Here is an 18,859-nt window from a genome sequence, read left to right on the forward strand (position 1 = left end):
GTTTCTTTCACCGCACTACGTGTGATGCTGCGTTTGAGTAATTTAAATATGCTCGAATCGGGGTTCACGCTTCTCCAGAAACGCCTGCATCCCCTCTTTCTGCCCGGGGGTGGCAAACAAGCCATGAAATACCCGACGCTCAAACAATATGCCTTCGCGCAGTGTTGATTCCTGCGCACGATCTACTGCTTCGCGGGCAGCCATCGTCGCCGCGCCTGAAAATCCGGCAATCCGCTGCGCAACCGCCAGTGCCTGTTCGAGCAATTGATCGGTGGCCGTTACACGCGACACCAATCCCGCCTGTTCGGCCTCCCTGGCGTTGATAGAACGTCCGGTGAGAATCATGTCCATGGCTTTTGCCCGACCTATTGCGCGCGTCAACCGTTGAGTTCCGCCCATGCCCGGCATTACACCCAGAGTAATTTCCGGCAACGCAAACTTCGCAGATTCAGCCGCGATGATCACATCACACATCATCGCCAACTCACAGCCACCGCCATAGGCAAAACCCGCGACGGCTGCCACCTTCGGCGTCCGAAATCCGGTGAAAGCATCCCATCCGGCAAAGTAATCTTCCTGGATCATTTCCACGCAGGATTTCGCGTACATTTCCTTGATATCGGCGCCCGCAGCAAAGTACTCCTTCGTACCGGTAATCACGAAACAACCCACATCCGGATCAGCATCCAGCCCACGAAGAGTATCCAACAGCTCCTGCATCATCTGCGCACTCAGGGCATTTCGGGCTTGCGGGCGATTCAGCCGGATCAGCACAACCCGGCCCAGTCGTTCAATCAGTAGATTCATGTTCATCTCATCCTTTGAATAAAGTGTCTGCCAGAAAAAACTTCGCAGCCTTGTCAGGAGTCCCAGATAGCGCCGTAGGCCGGTATGCCCCGAGCTTCCATTTCCTCGACCACGCGCTCAGTCAATGTCTGATTGGAGATGCAAATAACCGCTTCAGCGCCGAACGACTGTACGGCGGTATAGGCCAGAGTCACCAGATCGGGTTTTCCCCGCACGTCCGTGTCCCAGATCAGGGCGTCAGGCTGGGCCTTGAGGATTTCGTCCACCAGCGGATCGCCGTAGGTGGCTCTCGGACTGCGAGTCGACCAGATCAAGCGTATAGGCACTTGTCTGGCCAATAAATGTGGCAGCACCGGTCCGATACCGCTGCCGGTGGCGATATACACCACCGATTTGAACAGCGTTTCAATGTGCGCCACGCCTGCGGTGGTAATGCCCTTGACCCAAACATGCGTTGGCGCCTGCTCGATAAAAGCACCGGTCCAGTCGCCGGCACGGGAAATAATCAATCGGAAACCGTCCTGCCCTGGCGCAGGAATATTGGCGAAGGAATGCCATTCCCACAGCGGACTACGGCTGATGGCCGTCGCGGACCCGGCAAACGGTGTGTGGTGATTGAAGTGGGCAATCACTGCATGTGACGAAGGCCGAACGAGACTGACAGGCACTTTTCGCAAATGCAGCCAGGGCAACGCGATGCTGAACGTCACCAGCAGCAACACCCAGAACGAGGCAGACGCAGAAAGAACGTCCATCATCGCAACCGTCGGATTCTGCTCTCGGGCAGACACCAGCGTCATCGCCCAGAACATCGCAAGTGCAGCCCATCCGGCAAAACGGTGAGTTCGTTCGAATGCATTGTGGAATCGCCCGCGAATTGCCGGCATGGCCATAATTGCCACCAACAACATTAACCCTAGCAGCCCGCCACTCAATCCAATCAAGGTCAGTGAAACACCGCCCGGACCCTGGAACCGCTGCCAGAGCATCGAACCGAACAACAACGCAAACCACGCAATCGCAGCCATCGCCCCACCGCTGTGCAGCCCGCCGAAGTGGTAGACCTTGGCCAGCGTTCGCCGAATCGCCAGCGGCCAGCTGGTGGGCGCCCGGGTAGCCAGCCAGAACAACAGATTGATGAGGTACTGCTGACGAATCAGTATGGCCAGCGACAGGTTAGCAACCACCAGCCCGGACAGCGTCTGCAAATCCGCACCGGCGATCGACCACCATTGCCCGACCTTGATACCGTAAACCAGCGCGGCGATGTTGCAGGCCAGCACCAGCACAACCAGACGATTGTAATGCGAGAACATCGGCAGCGTTCCCAGGCGCCGCCAGAGCACCCGTCGAGCAGGTAAAACGATGTTCAAATCAGGCCCGTTCATGCCTTCACCTGAGCATCGACGCCCGTATTTGACGTTTGATGCGCCACAGCCCACTCGAGCAGTAATCGCTTGTCGATTTTGCCCCGGGACGTGAGCGGAATCTGATCCACAGCGAGAATCAGCGAGGGCACACAATAGTAGGCAAGCCGTGCTTCACAGCAGACTCGCGCCGCATCGACGTCAGTTGTGGCGGGATAGACGAAGGCTACCAGATGACGATTATCGAGCTTCAGTGTGACCGCGCGCTCACAGTTCGCCGCAGACTCCAAGGCCGCAGACACCGAGTCGAGCTCAACCCGAAAGCCCCTGACCTTTACCTGATCATCGACACGCCCCAGGTGCTCAAGCTCACCGTCTGCCGTCCAGCGCCCCAGATCGCGGGTCCGGAACATCACGCGCCCCTCGCCCAGAAATGGGTCGGGCCGATAACGCTCACGGGTCAGTTGAGCATTGCCCAGATAACCCGCCGTCACGCAATCGCCGCCCGCCCACATCTCGCCCTGCTCACCCGGCCCGCAAAGTTGCCCTGCTTCATCGAGCACATACACTGTGTTGTTGGGCGTTGGCTTGCCAATCGTCAGTGCTCCCGAGCCCCGATAGTGCTGCATGGTATTGACGATCGTGGTTTCAGTCGGCCCACACGCATTGTAAAACGTGCAAATCGCTGCCCAGCGATCCGCCAACGGCTGTGGGCAAGGCTCACCCGCCAAAGCGACCACCTTCACTTGGCCACAACGAGCGGGGTCAAGCGTGGCAAGAATCGACGGAGTCGCGATTAACACGTCACACTGTTCAGCGGTCTGCGCGATGTCCTTGCCTCGGATCATAAGCGTCGCACCATGGGCCAGACACCCCAGCACTTCCCAGGCCGCCATATCGAACGCGATGTTGAGGATCTGTCCGACTTTCAACCCCGGTCGCATGCCGAGATTGCCGGGCTCGGTCAGCAGAATGTTGCAGACGTTGCGCTGAGTCACACGTACGCCGTTGGGCAGTCCGGTGGTGCCCGACGTAAACAATACAAAACACAGTGAGTCAGCTGATGATGTTGCGCCAAAGGTATTCGTTTCGTCTGCGGCCACACTGGCGACACGGATGAATTCATCCAGGTGGATGCAGTGTTGTGCCGTGGCCAGCGGAATCGCCGGCGCCAGTTCGGATAGAGTCAGGACTACCCGCACCCGGGCGACGTCCATGATGTGGCGCAATTGCGCAGCGGGGGTAATACCCACATGCTGCGGAATATAGGCGGCCCCGACTTTCAGCGTGGCCAGCATGCCCACCAGCATCGGAATCGACCTTTCGACGAACAGTGCCAAATGGTCGCCCGGTAACACACCTTGTTTGAGCAACACTGCGGCGAGTCGATTAGCCTGGCGGTTCAGTTCGCCGTAGGTGATGGAATGGCCCTGATGCCGAGCGGCGACAGCCTGAGGCCGGGCAACGGCTTGTGCTTCGATTGCACGATGAATCAACGTCGCGTCAGGCTCGACTGTTGGGCCGCAGCCAAAGCGCTGCCATGGGTTGGACTGAACTTTCAACCGGGAATCGAAGCCCCGTGCCGACCGATTAGTTATCGCGAACGCATTCATTGGAAATTTCCCTTTTCTGATTTCAACCATTTTCTGGTCACGTCCGTCATCGGTGGCCCTGGCTGCACCGATAGAAAAACGCGCCTTTCAAATGGGTTGAGCAGGGAAATTGAAATCCATTACACGGACTACAACTCGCGGAGAGCCATCCTACAAAACGAAGGATAAAAACTTACAGCTCCGAGGATGGAATAAGCTTCGCTGAGGGGCGTCTTCCTTCTCAACACTGTCTTTCTGGCTCAGGGTATTGCCTTCGATGAAAACCTCGGCATGAACGCACTCGATGAACAACTTCGTGAGCTGATCCCCAGATTGCGCCGCTTTGCCGTGTCGTTGACGCGCAATGGCAGCAGCGCCGACGATCTGGTGCAGGCGAGTCTGGAGCGAGCCCTGTCGAGTTGGGGTGACAAACGCGCCGACGGCGATTTGCGCGCCTGGTTGTTTTCGATCCTGTACCGGCAGTTTCTCGATGCCCATCGTCGTTCGCGCCGCTATGCGCGGATGCTCGAGTTTTTCACTGGTCGCGACGATGCCGAGCCCTCGGTGGAACGCACCGTGATCGCCCAATCGACCCTGCAAGCCTTCGACCGACTGCCCACCGAGCAGCGCGCCCTGCTGCTCATGATCTCGGTCGAAGGCCTTTCCTACAAAGAGGTCGCCGATATTCTCGGCGCCCCGATCGGCACCGTGATGTCGCGCCTGTCCCGCGCCCGCCAGGCCTTGCGCCAACTCAGCGACGGCGAAATCAGCAGCCCTTCTTTGCGGATACTCAAATGATCAGCATGCCTCCCAACGAGCGTGACCTGCACGCTTATGTCGACCACCTGCTCAGCGACGCCGACCGACGTGCGCTAGAGACCTGGCTGGCCAGCCATCCGGATGAAGCCGCGCAGGTTCGCGCCTGGCAACAGGATGCCCAGCAATTGCGCGCGGCGCTGAGCGGTGCGTTGCAACAACCGATGAATCCAGCGCTTGATCCGGCGATGATTCGCCAGCGTCAGAAGCGCCAGTCACGCCGTCATCTGGCCAGCGCCGCGGTGTTGCTGATCGCGGTGAGCGTCGGCGGTTTCAGCGGCTGGCAGGCGCGGGAAATGACCCTCGTGCGCTCCTCTGTATTACCCATGACCGACGCGTTGCAGGCTTATCGACTGATTGCCCAGCAAGGCATGCTGCCGGCGGATTACCAAGTGGCAGGCGATGGCGATATGCAGCACTGGCTCGACCGCTATTTCACTCAGGCTCGTCGTTTGCCTGATCTGACGGCTGCCGGCTTCCAACCGGTCAGCGGGCGTCTGCTCAGCACCGATGAAGGCCCGGCGGCGATGGTGATGTATGAGGATTCAAGTGGGCACAAAGTGAGCTTCTACGTTCGCCCACCAGGCCCGAAAAACACCTTTTTGCCGCGAGGCAGCCGTAGCGATGGCGATTTGCAGGCCGAGTATTGGTCGGGAGGTGGTTACAACTATGCGATGGTCAGCCCGGTTGATACGCCGGCCGCCCCCCTGCTGAAACAGTTTTGAAACACTGTATAACCTGTGGGAGCGGGCTTGCCCGCGATGGGGCCGGCATGTCCAATACAAATGTCGCCTGATCTGACGTCATCGCGGGCAAGCCCGCTCCCACAGGGTCCATACCGGCCGGCTCAGAACCCCACATCCAGCACCACATTGTCCAGATACGTCCCCGCTGGCGGTGTGGTCTGGTCGGTATAGATCTTCGCGTTGTAATTGAAAATCTGGCTGCCAGTCCCTAGCCCGTTGCCCGGATTGACCTCGGCATCGCTACTCGCCCGACGTGCCGCCCCCACGCTGCCCCAGCGCGTCGTGCCGGCACTTTTGAAAATGTCATAGGCCAGATAGTTGCTCCCGGAAATCATCCGTCGCCGCCCACCCGCGCTGATCGCGTTTTGCCCGTCGCTCAGGCCAACGGTGTAGGCGCTGCCCTTGGTGCAGGCCAGGTTGATGGTCTGTCCGGTGACCGGAGTGAACGCACTGATCACCGGAGCACTGCCGAACGCGATGTTTGGTGCGGTGATCGTGCAATCGTTGGAGACGGTCAGGTTCACGGTCAACGTGGTGGTGCCGCTGTTGATATCGCGGCCCAGGCACACGCTGCCGATGCCGATCCCCGAACAGTAATTCCAGTTCCAGAAGATGCTCAGGGTTTCGGTGTACACCCCCGCTGCGACGTTGCTGCCAATGGTCGTCCCCAGGTAGAGCGGCACGGTTTTCGGAGTCGTACCGCCCAGCAGCCCCAAGGCATCGATGATGCCATTGCGGGCGAAGTCATACGCCGTGCCGCGCGTCAGCGGGTAACTCGTGCTGTTGTTGGCGTAGACCGTGTAACTGATGACATCGCCGGTCGGTCCGAGCAATCCGCTCTGGGTCGACGAGACCGTGCCCCAGAAGTGGTCATTGCTGGTGAGCAGTGACAGCAGCGAGCCGGTGCAGCTCAACCCGCCATTGAGCGTGGAGCTGGGTTGCGATGTGGTGCGCACGGCAATCGAACTGAGCGTTCCGAAGGCCGCCGGTGTGGTGCTGACCACCGAACACAAGGCCTGCGCCGCCCCCGGCAATAACAGCGCCAAACCCAAAAGCCAGCGTGCGCCGATCATTGGCACACCAGTGGGCCGATCAGCGGCACCTGATTCTGGTTCATGTCGACGTTGAACTGCGCCTTGCAGGTTTTGCCGTCGGCCAGCGTCACCTGCAGCGAGTTCTGCGCTTGCAGATTTTCCAGATAGACCAGGCCATCCCAACCGACCACCGTGCGCGTGCCGCTCTGCTCATGCAGCACACCTGCGCCTAACGGCAGTTCACGTTGCTGCGCGTCTACCAGAACAATGCTCGCGGCAATGATTTTGCTCAGTGGGAACTCGAGCAGGTAACCGCTGCCACGGCGTACCGCGATGCGCTGTTCGACGTTGGGGCTGCGCACATTCGGCGGCAGGTTCAGCGGATCGATTTCGTACTTGCCGCGGTAATACGCACTGCTCCACGGCACCAGCAGATGACCGTTTTTATCAGTCTGGCCCACCTGCTGGTTTTCGTAGCGCACCGGAATGTCGGCAAAACCATCGGTGCTGACCACGACAAACGCATCGTCGATACGGTTGGCGGCGAACACTTGCCGATCCATCCACACCAGCGACCCACTGGCATCGGCCCAACGGGTTTCAGCGTCGGACGTGCCATACACCCCGGCCTGCAACTGCACCGATTGCAGACGCCAGGTCACGTCGGCCTGACGATAATCGGCGCCATCACCCTTGGCGTACCCCAGATTGAAGCCGACCCCGCCCTCGGTCGGTACCGAACGACTGTAGTTGACGCGCTGCTGGGTTTGCCCGGTCTTGCTGCGCTCGCTGCTGATCGCCAGGCTGCCACGCAAATCGAACGGGATCACCAGTTGCGCCTGCACGGCCCAGTTGCTGTCGCCGATCTCGCGGTTGGCCGACAGATAAAAACTGCTGTTGCGCCACAACGGTTTGCTCCAGCTCAAATTGAGCAGGCGCGTGCGTGAGTCGTCGGCGGCACGCACATCGAAATAACCGGCACCGAGGCTGCCCCAGCGATCCAGGTTGAGGCTCAGCGTGGCCTGCTCGCTGCGGCGGCTGAGGCTGATGTAGGGGCTGTCGACCACGGTCAGGTCAGCGTATTGATCGTGACGTTGCAGGCGCTGGTAAGAAAAGCTGAAACGCTGATTGCTGTACTGATAACCGAGGCTCAATTGTTCGCCGCCGTCACCGTCGAAACGGCTCTGACTGATGGCGCTGTTGAGCACGCCGAAATTGCCCAGGCGCAGGTTTCCGCCGAGGCCGCCGAGGGTCAGGTTTTCCGCGGCTTCGGCGTGGCTCTCCAGGGTGAAGCTGTCGCTGACGCCGTAGCGCAGACTGCCGGAGGTGACGCCCGGCCCATAGTTGAAATCCTTCAGTGCGTAGTCGCGGCGCAAGGTACCGGCCGCCACGGAAAAGTCGCTCAGGCCCTTTTGCAGCAAACTGCTGGTCACATAAAACGGCACCGTGGTCGACACCTGCCGCCCCAGCGCATCCGTGGTAACCACCACCGCTTCGCCGGCACCGTTGATGAACGGAATGTTGGTCAGCGTATACGGCCCGGGCTGCAGATCCGCGCTGCTGGATTTGTAGCCATTGATGAACAGATCCACCGAGGATGGCACCGCCGCCTCCCCGGCAAACTGTGGCAGCGGATAGGTCACCAGGTCCGGCCGGACAGCAAAATCCCGGGAGAACTGCACACCGCCCAGACGCACCGAACTGCTCCAGGGCAAGGCGCCGCTGATCACGTCGCCCGCCTCGTAGGTGAGCATTCGCTCGTCATCGGAGTAACGCCATGTGGTGTCGTAACGCAGGTAGCCGTTGTTCATCGTATTGAGCGAATCACCGGACAAGGTGCGTCGGTATTGCCCGGTATTGGACAACGTGCCCCAACTGTCGAACAGCCGCACCTCGTTCCACGCCGCCAGATAGGTGCCTGCATCGTCGGTGTCGTTGAGGTACAGGTCATAGTTGAACAGCGCGCCGAAACTGCTCAGTGCCGGGGTGCGCGGGTAGTTCTGGCGATTGCCGATGAACTGCTCCGGCAACCACTCCGGCGGCACATCCAGCAACAGGCGCTGGCCGACACTGTCGTAATCGCTGTGCAGCCCCGGCAGGCTGTCGAGGTCGACTTCGGCACCGATACCGTCGGGCAGTTTCATGCCGGTTTCGCGTAACGCCGTGCTCGGCAGAAACAGCCGCCCTCCGCGCTGATCCACCGCCACCACACGTCCGGTATTCATCTGGTTGACCACCAGTTCGAGAAACAACTGTGCATCGCTGACGGCCTCCATGCCGCTGGGAGGCGGCGGCAGTTCACCGGCCCCGGATGGTTGAACGAACACCAGGCAACACGCGCCGGTCATGAGCCACAACGGACGCCGAATACGGCGAGCCCATCCTGGGCTCATACGCGCTTTACGTCCGTCAATGGACTGATTCCTCTTGATACTTCCCTAACCAAACTCAGATATCACTGACACCACCCAACCCATGTGGCGAGGGAGCTTGCTCCCGCTCGACGGCGCAGCCGTCTCAAAATCAGTCACCTGAATTTGACTGAGTCACTGCAGTCATCTGTTTTGGGGCCGCTTCGCAGCCCAGCGGGAGCAAGCTCCCTCGCCACAAAAAGCACAGCGGAAAAATCTTCATCCGGCTACCGTGCCGGGCTGATGCTCTGTACCTGCGGCGCCCCATTGACCCGCACCTGCAACGCCGAATCACCCGCCGCAGCACCCGGTGCCGGCCAGCGCATCACCGCGCCCGGCAACACGTACCCCAGCAGCCCCTCGGCCAATGGTTTGCTCTGCCCGCCCTGTTTGATCGCCACATCGGTCAACCGCGCATGCACCGCACCCTGGTTGCGCACCTCTACATACGGCCGTCCCTCCACTGCCACCGTGCGCCAGCTCAATTGCGGCAGGCCGATGCCTTTCGGATCACGCGGGCGAGTGCTGTCCTCTTTGCTCCACAGCCCTGCGCCGTAGGCAAACAGCGGCACCGAATAGCGCATCTGGAATCGAATGGCGGCAGCGGTCTTGCCGCCGTCAGCAGAGCTCGGTTGTGCGGAGGGGATTTCGTCGATGATGATTCGATAAGCCAGCTCCTGCCCCGGCGGCACCTCTTTGGTTCGGGTCAGGCGCACCAGTTGTTTTTGCCCCGGCTCGATCTTCGCCACCGGCGGGCTGCCGATCACGTCACGTTGATTCTGGTATTGCTCCTCGAAACCGCTCTGACTCCAACTGAAAACGCGAATCTGCAAATTGGCGGTTTCGTTACCACGGTTTTCCAGCCATAACGCACTGGCCTGCTGATCGGCTTCCAGCACCGGGTCAATCGGCCAGATCAATACCGAACTGGCGGCATGCGTATTACCGGCCGCGAGCATGAACAGCGCCAACATCGCGCACTGAACCAGTGAATGCCGTGATGTAACTGATCCCATAGACCTGCTCCTTGTCGGCAATCCAGACTTCGCCTCACCACGACAGCTGCACCTGCAACACGTCGCTGTACGTCCCCCCAGGCTGATTGCCCGGCAATTGCACCTGACCGTAAATCGGCAGGCTGATGTTGTTCGCATCGCTGTAGGCCACTGCCACGCTCTGGCCGATGCCCAGGCTCTGGCTGTACGCCGCATCACGAAACAGCGCATACGCCACCCGCGCACTGCCACTGTTGATCTGCATGTGCCGGCCGCTGCTGTTGTACTGACCGCCATCGACGCTCATGTTCAGCGTCACTCCCGGGGTGCATTGCAATTGCACGCCCCCGGTCAGCGCGACCTGCACCGTGCCGGTGGCCAGGGCCGAACGCGTACCGAAATTCAGCCCGCCATAGTTCGACACCCCGCCCACCACCAGACACCCCGCGGTGACCGTGGCGCTGACCTGAAAACTCTGACTGGTCGCCGCGGTCAGCGGCAGCGGCGCACTGCCCGCACAAAGCAGGAGCAGCGCGATGCAGCATTGGCGGCGCATGGCATCAGAACGTCAGTTCAACAGCGACAGTGTCGGTGTAGGTCCCCGCCGGCAAACCGGCCTTGCCCACCGCCTGACCGTAGATATTCACCGTTTGCGCCACGCCGGTGCTGGCGGCCAGATTGATCGTGCCGTCAATCGCCAACAGCTGCGAGTGCCCGGCATCGGTGTACAAGTCGTACGGCACATAATTGGCGACGCCGTCGAACAGTGCGCGCGTACCGCCCGGTGACATGCCGTCATGGGAGCCGGCCCGGACCTTGACCGTCGGTGTGGTGCCACTGGAGCAAAGAATCGACAACGCCCCGCCGCCACCGCCCAGCACTTGCCCGGCGGCGGTGGTGAACAGGCTGTTGGCGGTGCCGAAGTTCAACGCACCGAAATTCAGACCGGTCGAACCGCCGGAGCCGTTGACCTGACAACTGCTGGTCAGGATCAGGCTCGAGGTGATCTGGCCGGTGACAGTGGTAGCGGCATGAGCACTGGAAACCAGCGCCAGCCCAAGCAGTGACAAACCTATCCTTGATGCATACATACGCATGGTGTCCGTCCTCTACGGGGTTACCAGTCGAGCGTCACCGTCAGGGTGTCGGTATAGACACCTGCCGGGACCGCGCGGGTATTCGCCACCACCGAGCCAAATACCGGAATCGGTATCTGCGCACCGCTGGTGACAGCGAAATTGTGTTGTTGGCCGATGCTGTAGCTCCGGGCGCCGGAGGGATCGACAAACAGTTGGTAGGGAATGGTCTGGCGGCCGTTGCTAAGGCGCCGGGTATTGCCGTCACCATGAGTGCCACCGTCGATGGTGACGGTGAAACCGGTGACCGAGGGGTTGCAGGCGACATTGAGTCTGCCGCTGCTGTCACCGTCGAGGCTGGCCTTGATCGGTGCGTTCCAGGTCGGGCCCTGAAGGCCGAAGTCAAGCTTGCCCAGGTCGCTGACCGGGCTGGAGGGGTTGCCGGTGTTGGTCACTTCGCAACCGGCAATGAGGATCAACCGCGCATGAATCTGCCCGCTCACCGCCGCTTGTGCGTCGTCCGCGAGTAATGCCAGCGTACCTGCCGCCACGACCATCCAGTGCTTGCCTGTCATTGTGTCCGTCCCTGCTCCTTGAGGAATGACTCAACCGCCCCGTTCATTGCTGAACACCTTCCTTGCACAACCCGCATCCGGCGGATTGCCAATCACCACCTGGCGATCACCAGGTGACCGTCACTTTGACCAGATCCGAATAGCGACTGACCTTCGGTACTTGCGCCAGACGTTCGATCCGCGCATACAGCGGCAACTCCACGGTGCCCGTATCCGGCACCCGACCGCTGACGGGCACATCCACCACCAGCGGCACCCGCCGCGCGGCGTCCTGATACAAGCGGTACGGAATCGGCTTGCTGTCAGCCGCCCCGGCCATGTAGCGGACTTCGCCGACACCGCCGTGCAAACCGCCATCGACGCGCATCTGATACGGCGTGTCCGGGTTGCATTCCAGGCGTGGCAGCCGTTGATTGGTCAAGGCCGCTCCGAGTGGCCCGGCCGGATCGTCGAGACGCGCGGTGCTGCCGAAATCAAGCAAGCCGAGCTGCTCGATGCCGGCCTCGCGCTGCTGGCCGATCAACTGGCAGCCGCGCTGCACGTCGACGCGTACCTCGACCTGAAGATCCGCCGCGTATACGGGTGCAACACACGCACCCAGCAGGCCCATGACCACACGTAGATTCACTGCCCGGTTCCTTGTCAGCGAGCGCTTGCGTTGTCGTTACTGCGTTTCAGGTTAGCAACGGACGGCGATTGCGCCAGTCGATTGGATCCATGACCAGGACAGGATATGTTTCGAGAGGTTGGCAACAGGCCGAATCATCTCGCTAAAAATAGCTGTACGCGCCGCACAATATTGTTCACTGACCGCCCATTTTCGACCGCCCGCGCTGGAGCGTAAGTTACGCGCCTGGTTACACTGTGCTGCCGCGCCCCCGGGGGCCGGATTGATGACTCGGAGTAACGCACAGTGCCCGCCCAACCGCCGAAACGTTCACGACTGTCGCAGCGCTGGCCGGCGTGGCGTCGCCTGTTCGGCAAAGGCCTGCCCGCCAGCACTGGCCATGACGCCAGTGCCCAGTCGATCCGCGATTACTTCCGCAACAAGGCGCGCAGCCAAGGCTACACCCTCAGCCATGCCCAGCAGCGAGTGATCGATTGCATGGCGCAGCAGGCCAGCCTGCTGTTCGGCGCTTCAACGCACACCCCGCCGAGCCTTTATCTGCACGGAGCGGTCGGACGCGGCAAGAGCTGGTTGCTGGATGGCTTTTTTCAGGCGCTGCCGATCACGCAGAAGCGGCGCCTGCATTTCCATGAGTTCTTTGCGCAATTGCATCAGGGCATGTTCCGCCATCGCCAGCAGGACGACGCCCTGGCCATCACCCTCGATGAACTGCTGCAGGACTGTCGAGTGCTGTGTTTCGACGAGTTTCATGTGCATGACATTGGCGACGCGATGCTCATCACACGGTTGTTCAAGGCTTTGTTCCAACGCGGGATTTTACTGCTGGTCACTTCCAACTATCCGCCTGAAGGTTTGCTGCCCAACCCGCTCTATCACGCGCGTTTCAAACCGGTGATCGAGCTGATCAATTCGCGCATGCAGGTCATGGAAGTCGGCGGCCCACACGACTACCGCACTCAGGCGCACAACTCTGTGCATCAACTGTTCACGCAGGGCCATTACGTGTGGCCTGCCACGCCAGCCCAACGTCAGGCGCTGAATCTGCCAGCAGAGCACGCGCCAGCCATTTCGTTGATGGTCGGTACGCGGCCGTTTCGGGCACGGCTGCATGAGGAGCGGCGTGTCGCTTTTACCTTCGACGATCTGTGCGAACAGCCGACAGCCGTGATGGATTATCTAGAGCTGTGTCGGCGTTTCGACCACTGGATCATCGACCACCTGCCGCTACTGGACGCGTGCTCGATTGCCGCGCAACAACGCTTCATCAACGTGATCGACGTGCTGTACGACCAGGATAAACACCTGACACTGCTGGGCCGACTGCCGCTGCACGAAAGCCTGGCGGGCAACGCCATCGACCTGGCCCGCACCCGCAGCCGACTGGGCCAGTTGCAGAACCTGACAACCACTCCCCACCACCTGTAGGTGCAATTTCGCACTTGGGTCTGCGCCGGGCAGGCGTCTGCCGTTATGATGTCGCCCATTCCCAGCGAACCCTTTATTGCGAAGTCCTTCATGCATACCCTTGCTCAATTGCGCGCCGGCGAATTGTCGGGCATTACACGGCTGGATCTGTCCTGCGGCCTGACCGAGTTTCCGCCACAGATCTTCGACCTCGCCGACACCCTCGAGGTGCTCAACCTCAGCGGCAATGCCTTGAGCAGCCTGCCGGATGATCTGCATCGCCTGACCCGGCTGCGTGTGCTGTTCTGCTCCGACAACCAGTTCACGGAACTGCCCGCCTGTCTCGGCCAATGCGCCGCGCTGAGCATGATCGGCTTCAAGGCCAACCGCATCGTCGAGGTACCCGGTACCGCGCTGCCGCCGTTACTGCGCTGGCTGATCCTTACCGACAACTGCATCGAAACCCTGCCGAACGAACTCGGTGAGCGCCCTTACCTGCAAAAACTCATGCTGGCGGGCAATCGCCTGCAAGCGCTGCCATCGTCGCTGAGCCAATGCCATCGCCTGGAACTGATCCGCATCGCCGCCAACCGCCTGACCGAGTTGCCGCAGTCTCTGCTGACGTTGCCGAGCCTGACGTGGCTGGCTTACGCCGGCAACCCGCTGGAAACCGAGGCCGATGCCGCTGCCCTTGAAGCCACACCGCTGATCGACTGGTCGGCGCTGCGTCTGGAGCAACAACTGGGCGAAGGCGCCTCCGGGGTGATTTCCCGGGCGATCTGGCTGCGCGCCGATGGCTCGGAGCAACCGGTCGCGGTGAAACTGTACAAAGGCGAGATGACCAGCGACGGCTCGCCGCTGCACGAAATGAACGCGTGCATCACCGCAGGATTGCACCCGAATCTGATTCGCGTGGAAGGCCGTATTCAGGGGCATCCCGATGGCCAGCACGGTCTGGTGATGCAGCTGATTGATCCGAGCTTTCGCAACCTTGCGGCATTGCCGAGCCTGGCGTCGTGCTCGCGGGATGTCTATGCCGAGGATCGCCGTTTCACCGCCGAGGTGGCGCTGAGCATTGCCAAGGGCATCGCCGCAGCGGCCGAGCATCTGCATCAGCAAGGCATCACCCACGGCGATCTCTATGGGCACAACATTCTGTTGAACGATCAGGGTGAGTGTCTGCTGGGGGATTTCGGCGCGGCGTCGTTTCATGCCACCACGGACAACGTCGAAACGCGCGCGCTGCAACGCATCGAAGTACGGGCGTTCGGGATTCTGCTTGGGGAGCTGCTGGCGCGGATCGACTCAGGCTTGAGCGATGAGCGGCGTGTGGTGCTGGAAGCACTGGAGCGGCGCTGCTGTCAGCCGGATGTGCTGGCGCGGCCGGGGTTCAGTGAAGTGGTGCAGCAATTGCACAATCTCTGACTCATACAAACCCTGTGGCGAGGGAGCTTGCTCCCGCTCGGCTGCGCAGCAGTCGTCGCTTTGGGACGGCTTCGCCATCCAGCGGGAGCAAGCTCCCTCGCCACAGGACAGTTTTGCAGCAGATCAGCCAGCCAGACCGACGAACATATCCTGCACGTCGTCATGGTTGTCGAGGCCTTCCAGGAACGCTTCAACTTCAGCCATCTGCTCATCGCTCAAACCGCTGACCGGGTTCTTCGGCTGGTAGCCCAGCTTGGCCGACAGCACGGTGAAACCTTGTTCCGGCAGGGCTTTCTGCACCGAATCCAGATCGGTCGGATCGGTCAGGAACAGGGTCGCGCCCTCTTCGCCCGCTTCAAAATCCTGGGCACCGGCTTCGATCGCGGCCATTTCCGGATCGGCGTCCGGGCTGTCCGGCGACGCTTCGATCATGCCCACATGGTTGAAATCCCAGGCCACGGAGCCCGAAGCACCCAGTTGCCCTTTGCGGAACGCCACGCGGATTTCCGCGACGGTGCGGTTGATGTTGTCGGTCACACACTCGACGATCAACGGTACCTGGTGCGGGGCAAAACCTTCGTAGGTCACGCGATGGTATTGCACGGTCTCGCCCAACAGACCTGCGCCTTTCTTGATGGCGCGATCCAGGGTTTCCTTCGGCATCGAGGCTTTCTTGGCCTGTTCGACCACCAGACGCAGGTGTGCGTTGGTGGTGGTATCGGCACCGTTGCGGGCAGCAATGGTGATTTCTTTCACCAGTTTGCCGAAGATTTTGCCCTTGGCGTTGGCTGCCGCTTCTTTGTGTTTAACCTTCCACTGTGCGCCCATTACTCACTCTCTTGATCTGTGGCGCCGAGACATCTATTGGCCGACGCGTGCCGGCCAGTTTATACGGCCTAAAGTCGGCAATCGACCAAAAAAATCCGATGTGGAATCGACTTCTTCACCAGAGCTTGTAGGGCGATTCTGAAAAACCCCTTTGACATAACCATTCAGCGCTGGGGTTTCGTACCCTCTGAGACCCGTATTGCCTCACAGAGCCCGCTCGAATGCTCAATGACAAGGAAAGTCCGTTCACCCTCACCCTGACTGATAGCGGATTGTGCCTGCCGGTATTGGGTTTTCACGGCGAGGAAGCGCTCAACCAGCCCTATCGCTTCGACATCGAACTGATTGGCCTGGCGCCCGCCGTGACGCCGGGCGCATTGTTGCAGCAGCCCGTATTTCTGCGCCTGGACGACCAGCACGGCATTCACGGCATGGTCCACAGTGCCAGTTGCGAACATCGCGGCACCCACCGGATCGGCTATCGACTTGTCGTGGTGCCAGCCCTGCAAAAGTTGGCGCAACCCAGCAAACGGCGTGTCTTCGTACAACAGAGCGTGCCGCAGATTCTGCAGCAGTTGCTCATGGAAAATACCTTGCCCGGCGATGGCTATCGGATTGAAATGACCGTGGGCCACTACCCGGCACGGCCGTTCTGCATCCAGTTCGACGAGAGCGATCTGGCGCTGCTGCACAGGCTTTGTGAAGAGGAAGGTATCCATTATCACTTTGAACACCGGGCGGACAATCACGTTGTCGTGTTCGCCGATGACAGCTTGAGCCTCCCGCAGGAGCCGGCGCTGGTACCGTTCACCGATGAGGCGCAAGCGCCCTTGCCGAGTGTCAGCGCGCTTTACCAGCATCACCACGCCGCGCCTGTTGCGACGCTGCACGCCGTGCGCAATCGAGGGCCGCAGGCAAGCAGCGAAGCGGCCGCCAATCAGACCCCGGTCAATGCGCAGCCAAGCCTGCCGTCACTGGAGCAACGCCACAGTGAACAGCGCAGTCGGCGTCACCTGGAGCGACAACGTTGCCAACATCGTTCGATCAATGGCCGCAGTGACTGTATCGGTTTACTCAGCGGGCATTTGCTGCAAGTGACGGAGCATCCGATCAACAGCTTCAACGAACAATGGCGGATCACCTCGATACGCCACCAGGGTCAGCACCCATCGATTCTTGACCCGCGTCCGAGCGAACATCGCTATCACAACGACTTCACCGCTCAGCCCTGGTCAAGCGACTTCCGCCCGCCGCTCAAACAACCGCGCCCCGGCATCGCCGGCTATCATCTGGCGCAAGTGCTTGGCACGACGGGGCATCCGGCGCGACTCGACGAACAAGGGCGCGTCGCTGTCAGGTTGTGGCCGGCGCAACCATCGTCAACCGCCGATACCGATGCGATCTGGCTACCGGTTGCCATGACCCGAGCCAACGGCCGAGTCGCGTCCGATGACTTGCCTTGTGCGGGCAGTGAAGTGTGGGTGAGCTTCCTCGACGGCGATCCGGACCGACCGATTCTATGCCTGGGCACCCAGCGCAATCCGCCCTCACAAAAAACACAGCCCATGCACGACGACAGCTTGTTGCTCGACTGGCTGCTCAATCAGCCGCACCCCCTGTAAACGCTGCAATGGATTGCCGGACCCACCCCTGTGGAGCTGCCGCAGGCTGCGATCTTTTGATGTTGATGTTAAAAAACAGATCAAAAGATCGCAGCCTGCGGCAGCTCCTACATAGGACGCGGTGAGATGAATTTATGGGGATCAGCCTTTGTCGGCCTTGCCGGCGGCAGCGGCGAATTTGGCCAGACGTACGTCCAGATGCCGGGGGCGCCGGCCATGATCTTCGGCGCGTTCCTTGCGGCGGATCGCGTTGCGCACCATCAGGGAACCGAGGTAGCGGATCGGCTCCGGCGGGAAATAACCCAACGGCCCGTTGACCAGCGGTGAACGCGTCCACGGGTTATCCAGGCCCTGCACCAGCGACGCGAGAATCTGCCCGCCCATGTGACACGGGCCGACACCGCTGCCGGAGTAACCAAACCCGTAAAACACATTACCGCTACTGTTCATCTGGCCAAAGAACGGCAAGCCGGTGACCGAGCGATCCGATGGCCCGTTCCACGTCGCATCGATTTTCACCTCGGCAAACGCCGGGAAAAAGTCGCCTAGGCTTTGCTTGAGCAGCCCCGCATACGGCGACGGCTGATCGAACACCGGCAGCATTCGCCCGCCATAGGCAAAGGTGTTGCCGCCCTTGCCGAGCATGATCCGGCCGTCCGCCGTGTTGTGGTAGTAGTGCACGAAAATCCGCGAGTCGAGCACGGTGACGCCACTGGTCAAACCGATTTCCTGCAACAGATCCGGACGCGGTTCGGTGATCAGCATGTCGCTGGAGACAATCGCCACACTGCGTTCGAACTGTGGAAAGGCACGCGCCATCCACGCGTTCATCGCCAGCACCACGCGGTCGGCGATGACGTTGCCGTTCGCGGTCTGGATACGCGCCGGGCGCCCTTCCTCGAGGCCGGTCATCGCGGTGTTTTCGTGGATTTTCACTCCCAATTGCAATGCCACCCGGCGCAGTCCGCGCACCAGTTTGCCCGGTTGCACACTGGCCGCCGCCGGCGAAAACCAGCCTTCCAGGTGCTTGCCCGACCCGGCCATTCGCTGCACATCGGCGACCGGACGCTGGCTGAACGAGTTGATCCCGTTGCGCTCCAGCGCCGCGATCACGGCATCCGTCGAGCCGACCTGCGCCTGATTGGTCGCGGTGTACAAGGTGCCGTCGAGACGGTATTCGGCATCGACGCCGTACTGCTCGCAGAACTCGCCGATGGCATGAATGCTGCGCTCGGATTCCTTGACCAGGCGCACTGCTTCCTCGACGCCAAACAAGCGCTCGAGGGTGAAATACTTGGCCGACCACGACAGTGCACAGCCGCCGTTGCGTCCACTGGCGCCGGCGCCGCAGATGTCGGCCTCGATCAACAACACATCGAGTTCGGGGTTCTGTTGCTTGAGCATGATTGCCGTCCACAACCCGGTATAACCACCGCCGACGATGCACACATCGGTGCGGACTTCGCCGTGCAGCGGTGGACAAGTCGCCGACGTATCGGCCTGCAGGGCCTGCTCCAGCCAAAACGGTCTCAT

At 60.8% G+C, this 18,859-nt stretch carries 17 protein-coding genes; 5 read left to right on the forward strand and 12 right to left on the reverse strand.

The annotated features are described in order from the left end of the window. Nucleotides 1-42: 42 nt before the first annotated feature. The 3 genes from ACIOWE_RS13440 to ACIOWE_RS13450 are packed head-to-tail and all read right to left on the reverse strand — an operon-like array spanning nucleotide 43 to nucleotide 3,817. On the reverse strand, nucleotides 43-807 hold the full coding sequence (locus ACIOWE_RS13440; protein WP_401391959.1) for an enoyl-CoA hydratase-related protein: 765 nt from the start codon (nucleotides 805-807) through the stop codon (nucleotides 43-45). A 53-nt stretch (nucleotides 808-860) separates the two neighbouring features. Then, nucleotides 861-2,195, reverse strand: a complete 1,335-nt coding sequence (locus ACIOWE_RS13445; protein ID WP_401391962.1) for a hypothetical protein — start codon at nucleotides 2,193-2,195, stop codon at nucleotides 861-863. Further along, a complete protein-coding gene (locus ACIOWE_RS13450) occupies nucleotides 2,192-3,817 on the reverse strand; it encodes an amino acid adenylation domain-containing protein (protein WP_401391965.1) in 1,626 nt (541 codons plus the stop codon). Before ACIOWE_RS13450 ends, ACIOWE_RS13445 begins: the two co-directional genes overlap by 4 nt. A gap of 240 nt (nucleotides 3,818-4,057) precedes the next feature. Here ACIOWE_RS13450 and ACIOWE_RS13455 point away from each other — a divergent pair, with 240 nt between their 5' ends. Further along, entirely contained in the window at nucleotides 4,058-4,564 is a 507-nt protein-coding gene (locus tag ACIOWE_RS13455) for a sigma-70 family RNA polymerase sigma factor (protein WP_401391968.1), read from the forward strand. Continuing rightward, nucleotides 4,561-5,307: an anti-sigma factor family protein gene (locus ACIOWE_RS13460; protein ID WP_401391971.1), complete on the forward strand. Its 747-nt coding sequence runs from the start codon at nucleotides 4,561-4,563 to the stop codon at nucleotides 5,305-5,307. The genes ACIOWE_RS13455 and ACIOWE_RS13460 overlap by 4 nt, the downstream gene beginning before the upstream one ends. Before the next feature lie 122 nt (nucleotides 5,308-5,429). Here the strand turns inward: ACIOWE_RS13460 and ACIOWE_RS13465 are convergent, their stop codons facing one another. From ACIOWE_RS13465 to ACIOWE_RS13495, 7 genes are all read right to left on the reverse strand, one after another. Then, complete coding sequence (locus ACIOWE_RS13465; protein ID WP_401391974.1) at nucleotides 5,430-6,401, reverse strand: spore coat protein U domain-containing protein; 972 nt, start codon at nucleotides 6,399-6,401, stop codon at nucleotides 5,430-5,432. Beyond that, nucleotides 6,398-8,755 (reverse strand): fimbria/pilus outer membrane usher protein, encoded by a 2,358-nt coding sequence (locus ACIOWE_RS13470; RefSeq protein WP_401391977.1) that lies wholly within the window; start codon nucleotides 8,753-8,755, stop codon nucleotides 6,398-6,400. Before ACIOWE_RS13470 ends, ACIOWE_RS13465 begins: the two co-directional genes overlap by 4 nt. 245 nt (nucleotides 8,756-9,000) lie before the next feature. Next, complete coding sequence (locus tag ACIOWE_RS13475; protein ID WP_401391980.1) at nucleotides 9,001-9,789, reverse strand: molecular chaperone; 789 nt, start codon at nucleotides 9,787-9,789, stop codon at nucleotides 9,001-9,003. A gap of 34 nt (nucleotides 9,790-9,823) precedes the next feature. Further along, nucleotides 9,824-10,324 carry a spore coat U domain-containing protein gene (locus ACIOWE_RS13480; protein WP_401391983.1) on the reverse strand — a complete coding sequence of 167 codons (501 nt, stop codon included), beginning with the start codon at nucleotides 10,322-10,324 and terminating at the stop codon, nucleotides 9,824-9,826. Between the two features lie 4 nt (nucleotides 10,325-10,328). Next, the gene (locus tag ACIOWE_RS13485; RefSeq protein ID WP_401391985.1) at nucleotides 10,329-10,865 is read right to left on the reverse strand and encodes a spore coat U domain-containing protein; all 537 of its coding nucleotides are present in this window, start codon (nucleotides 10,863-10,865) and stop codon (nucleotides 10,329-10,331) included. A 20-nt stretch (nucleotides 10,866-10,885) separates the two neighbouring features. Next, nucleotides 10,886-11,419, reverse strand: a complete 534-nt coding sequence (locus ACIOWE_RS13490; RefSeq protein ID WP_401391988.1) for a spore coat U domain-containing protein — start codon at nucleotides 11,417-11,419, stop codon at nucleotides 10,886-10,888. A 106-nt stretch (nucleotides 11,420-11,525) separates the two neighbouring features. Then, complete coding sequence (locus ACIOWE_RS13495; protein WP_401391991.1) at nucleotides 11,526-12,047, reverse strand: spore coat U domain-containing protein; 522 nt, start codon at nucleotides 12,045-12,047, stop codon at nucleotides 11,526-11,528. Nucleotides 12,048-12,332: 285 nt separating this feature from the next. Between ACIOWE_RS13495 and zapE the strand changes: the two genes are divergently transcribed. Continuing rightward, nucleotides 12,333-13,472, forward strand: coding sequence for a cell division protein ZapE (gene zapE, locus ACIOWE_RS13500; protein WP_401391994.1), 1,140 nt, complete (start codon nucleotides 12,333-12,335; stop codon nucleotides 13,470-13,472). Nucleotides 13,473-13,562: 90 nt separating this feature from the next. Beyond that, entirely contained in the window at nucleotides 13,563-14,876 is a 1,314-nt protein-coding gene (locus ACIOWE_RS13505) for a leucine-rich repeat-containing protein kinase family protein (RefSeq protein ID WP_401391997.1), read from the forward strand. 123 nt (nucleotides 14,877-14,999) lie between these two features. On the opposite strand, the gene ACIOWE_RS13510 is transcribed toward ACIOWE_RS13505, so the two are convergent. Continuing rightward, on the reverse strand, nucleotides 15,000-15,704 hold the full coding sequence (locus tag ACIOWE_RS13510; protein WP_201237610.1) for a YebC/PmpR family DNA-binding transcriptional regulator: 705 nt from the start codon (nucleotides 15,702-15,704) through the stop codon (nucleotides 15,000-15,002). A gap of 221 nt (nucleotides 15,705-15,925) precedes the next feature. On the opposite strand from ACIOWE_RS13510, the gene ACIOWE_RS13515 reads away from it, so the two are divergent. After that, nucleotides 15,926-17,326, forward strand: coding sequence for a type VI secretion system Vgr family protein (locus tag ACIOWE_RS13515; protein WP_401392000.1), 1,401 nt, complete (start codon nucleotides 15,926-15,928; stop codon nucleotides 17,324-17,326). A 141-nt stretch (nucleotides 17,327-17,467) separates the two neighbouring features. On the opposite strand, the gene ACIOWE_RS13520 is transcribed toward ACIOWE_RS13515, so the two are convergent. Continuing rightward, complete coding sequence (locus tag ACIOWE_RS13520) at nucleotides 17,468-18,859, reverse strand: FAD-dependent oxidoreductase (RefSeq protein ID WP_401392003.1); 1,392 nt, start codon at nucleotides 18,857-18,859, stop codon at nucleotides 17,468-17,470.

Source organism: Pseudomonas sp. NPDC087598, assembly GCF_044743525.1.
Taxonomy (GTDB): domain Bacteria; phylum Pseudomonadota; class Gammaproteobacteria; order Pseudomonadales; family Pseudomonadaceae; genus Aquipseudomonas.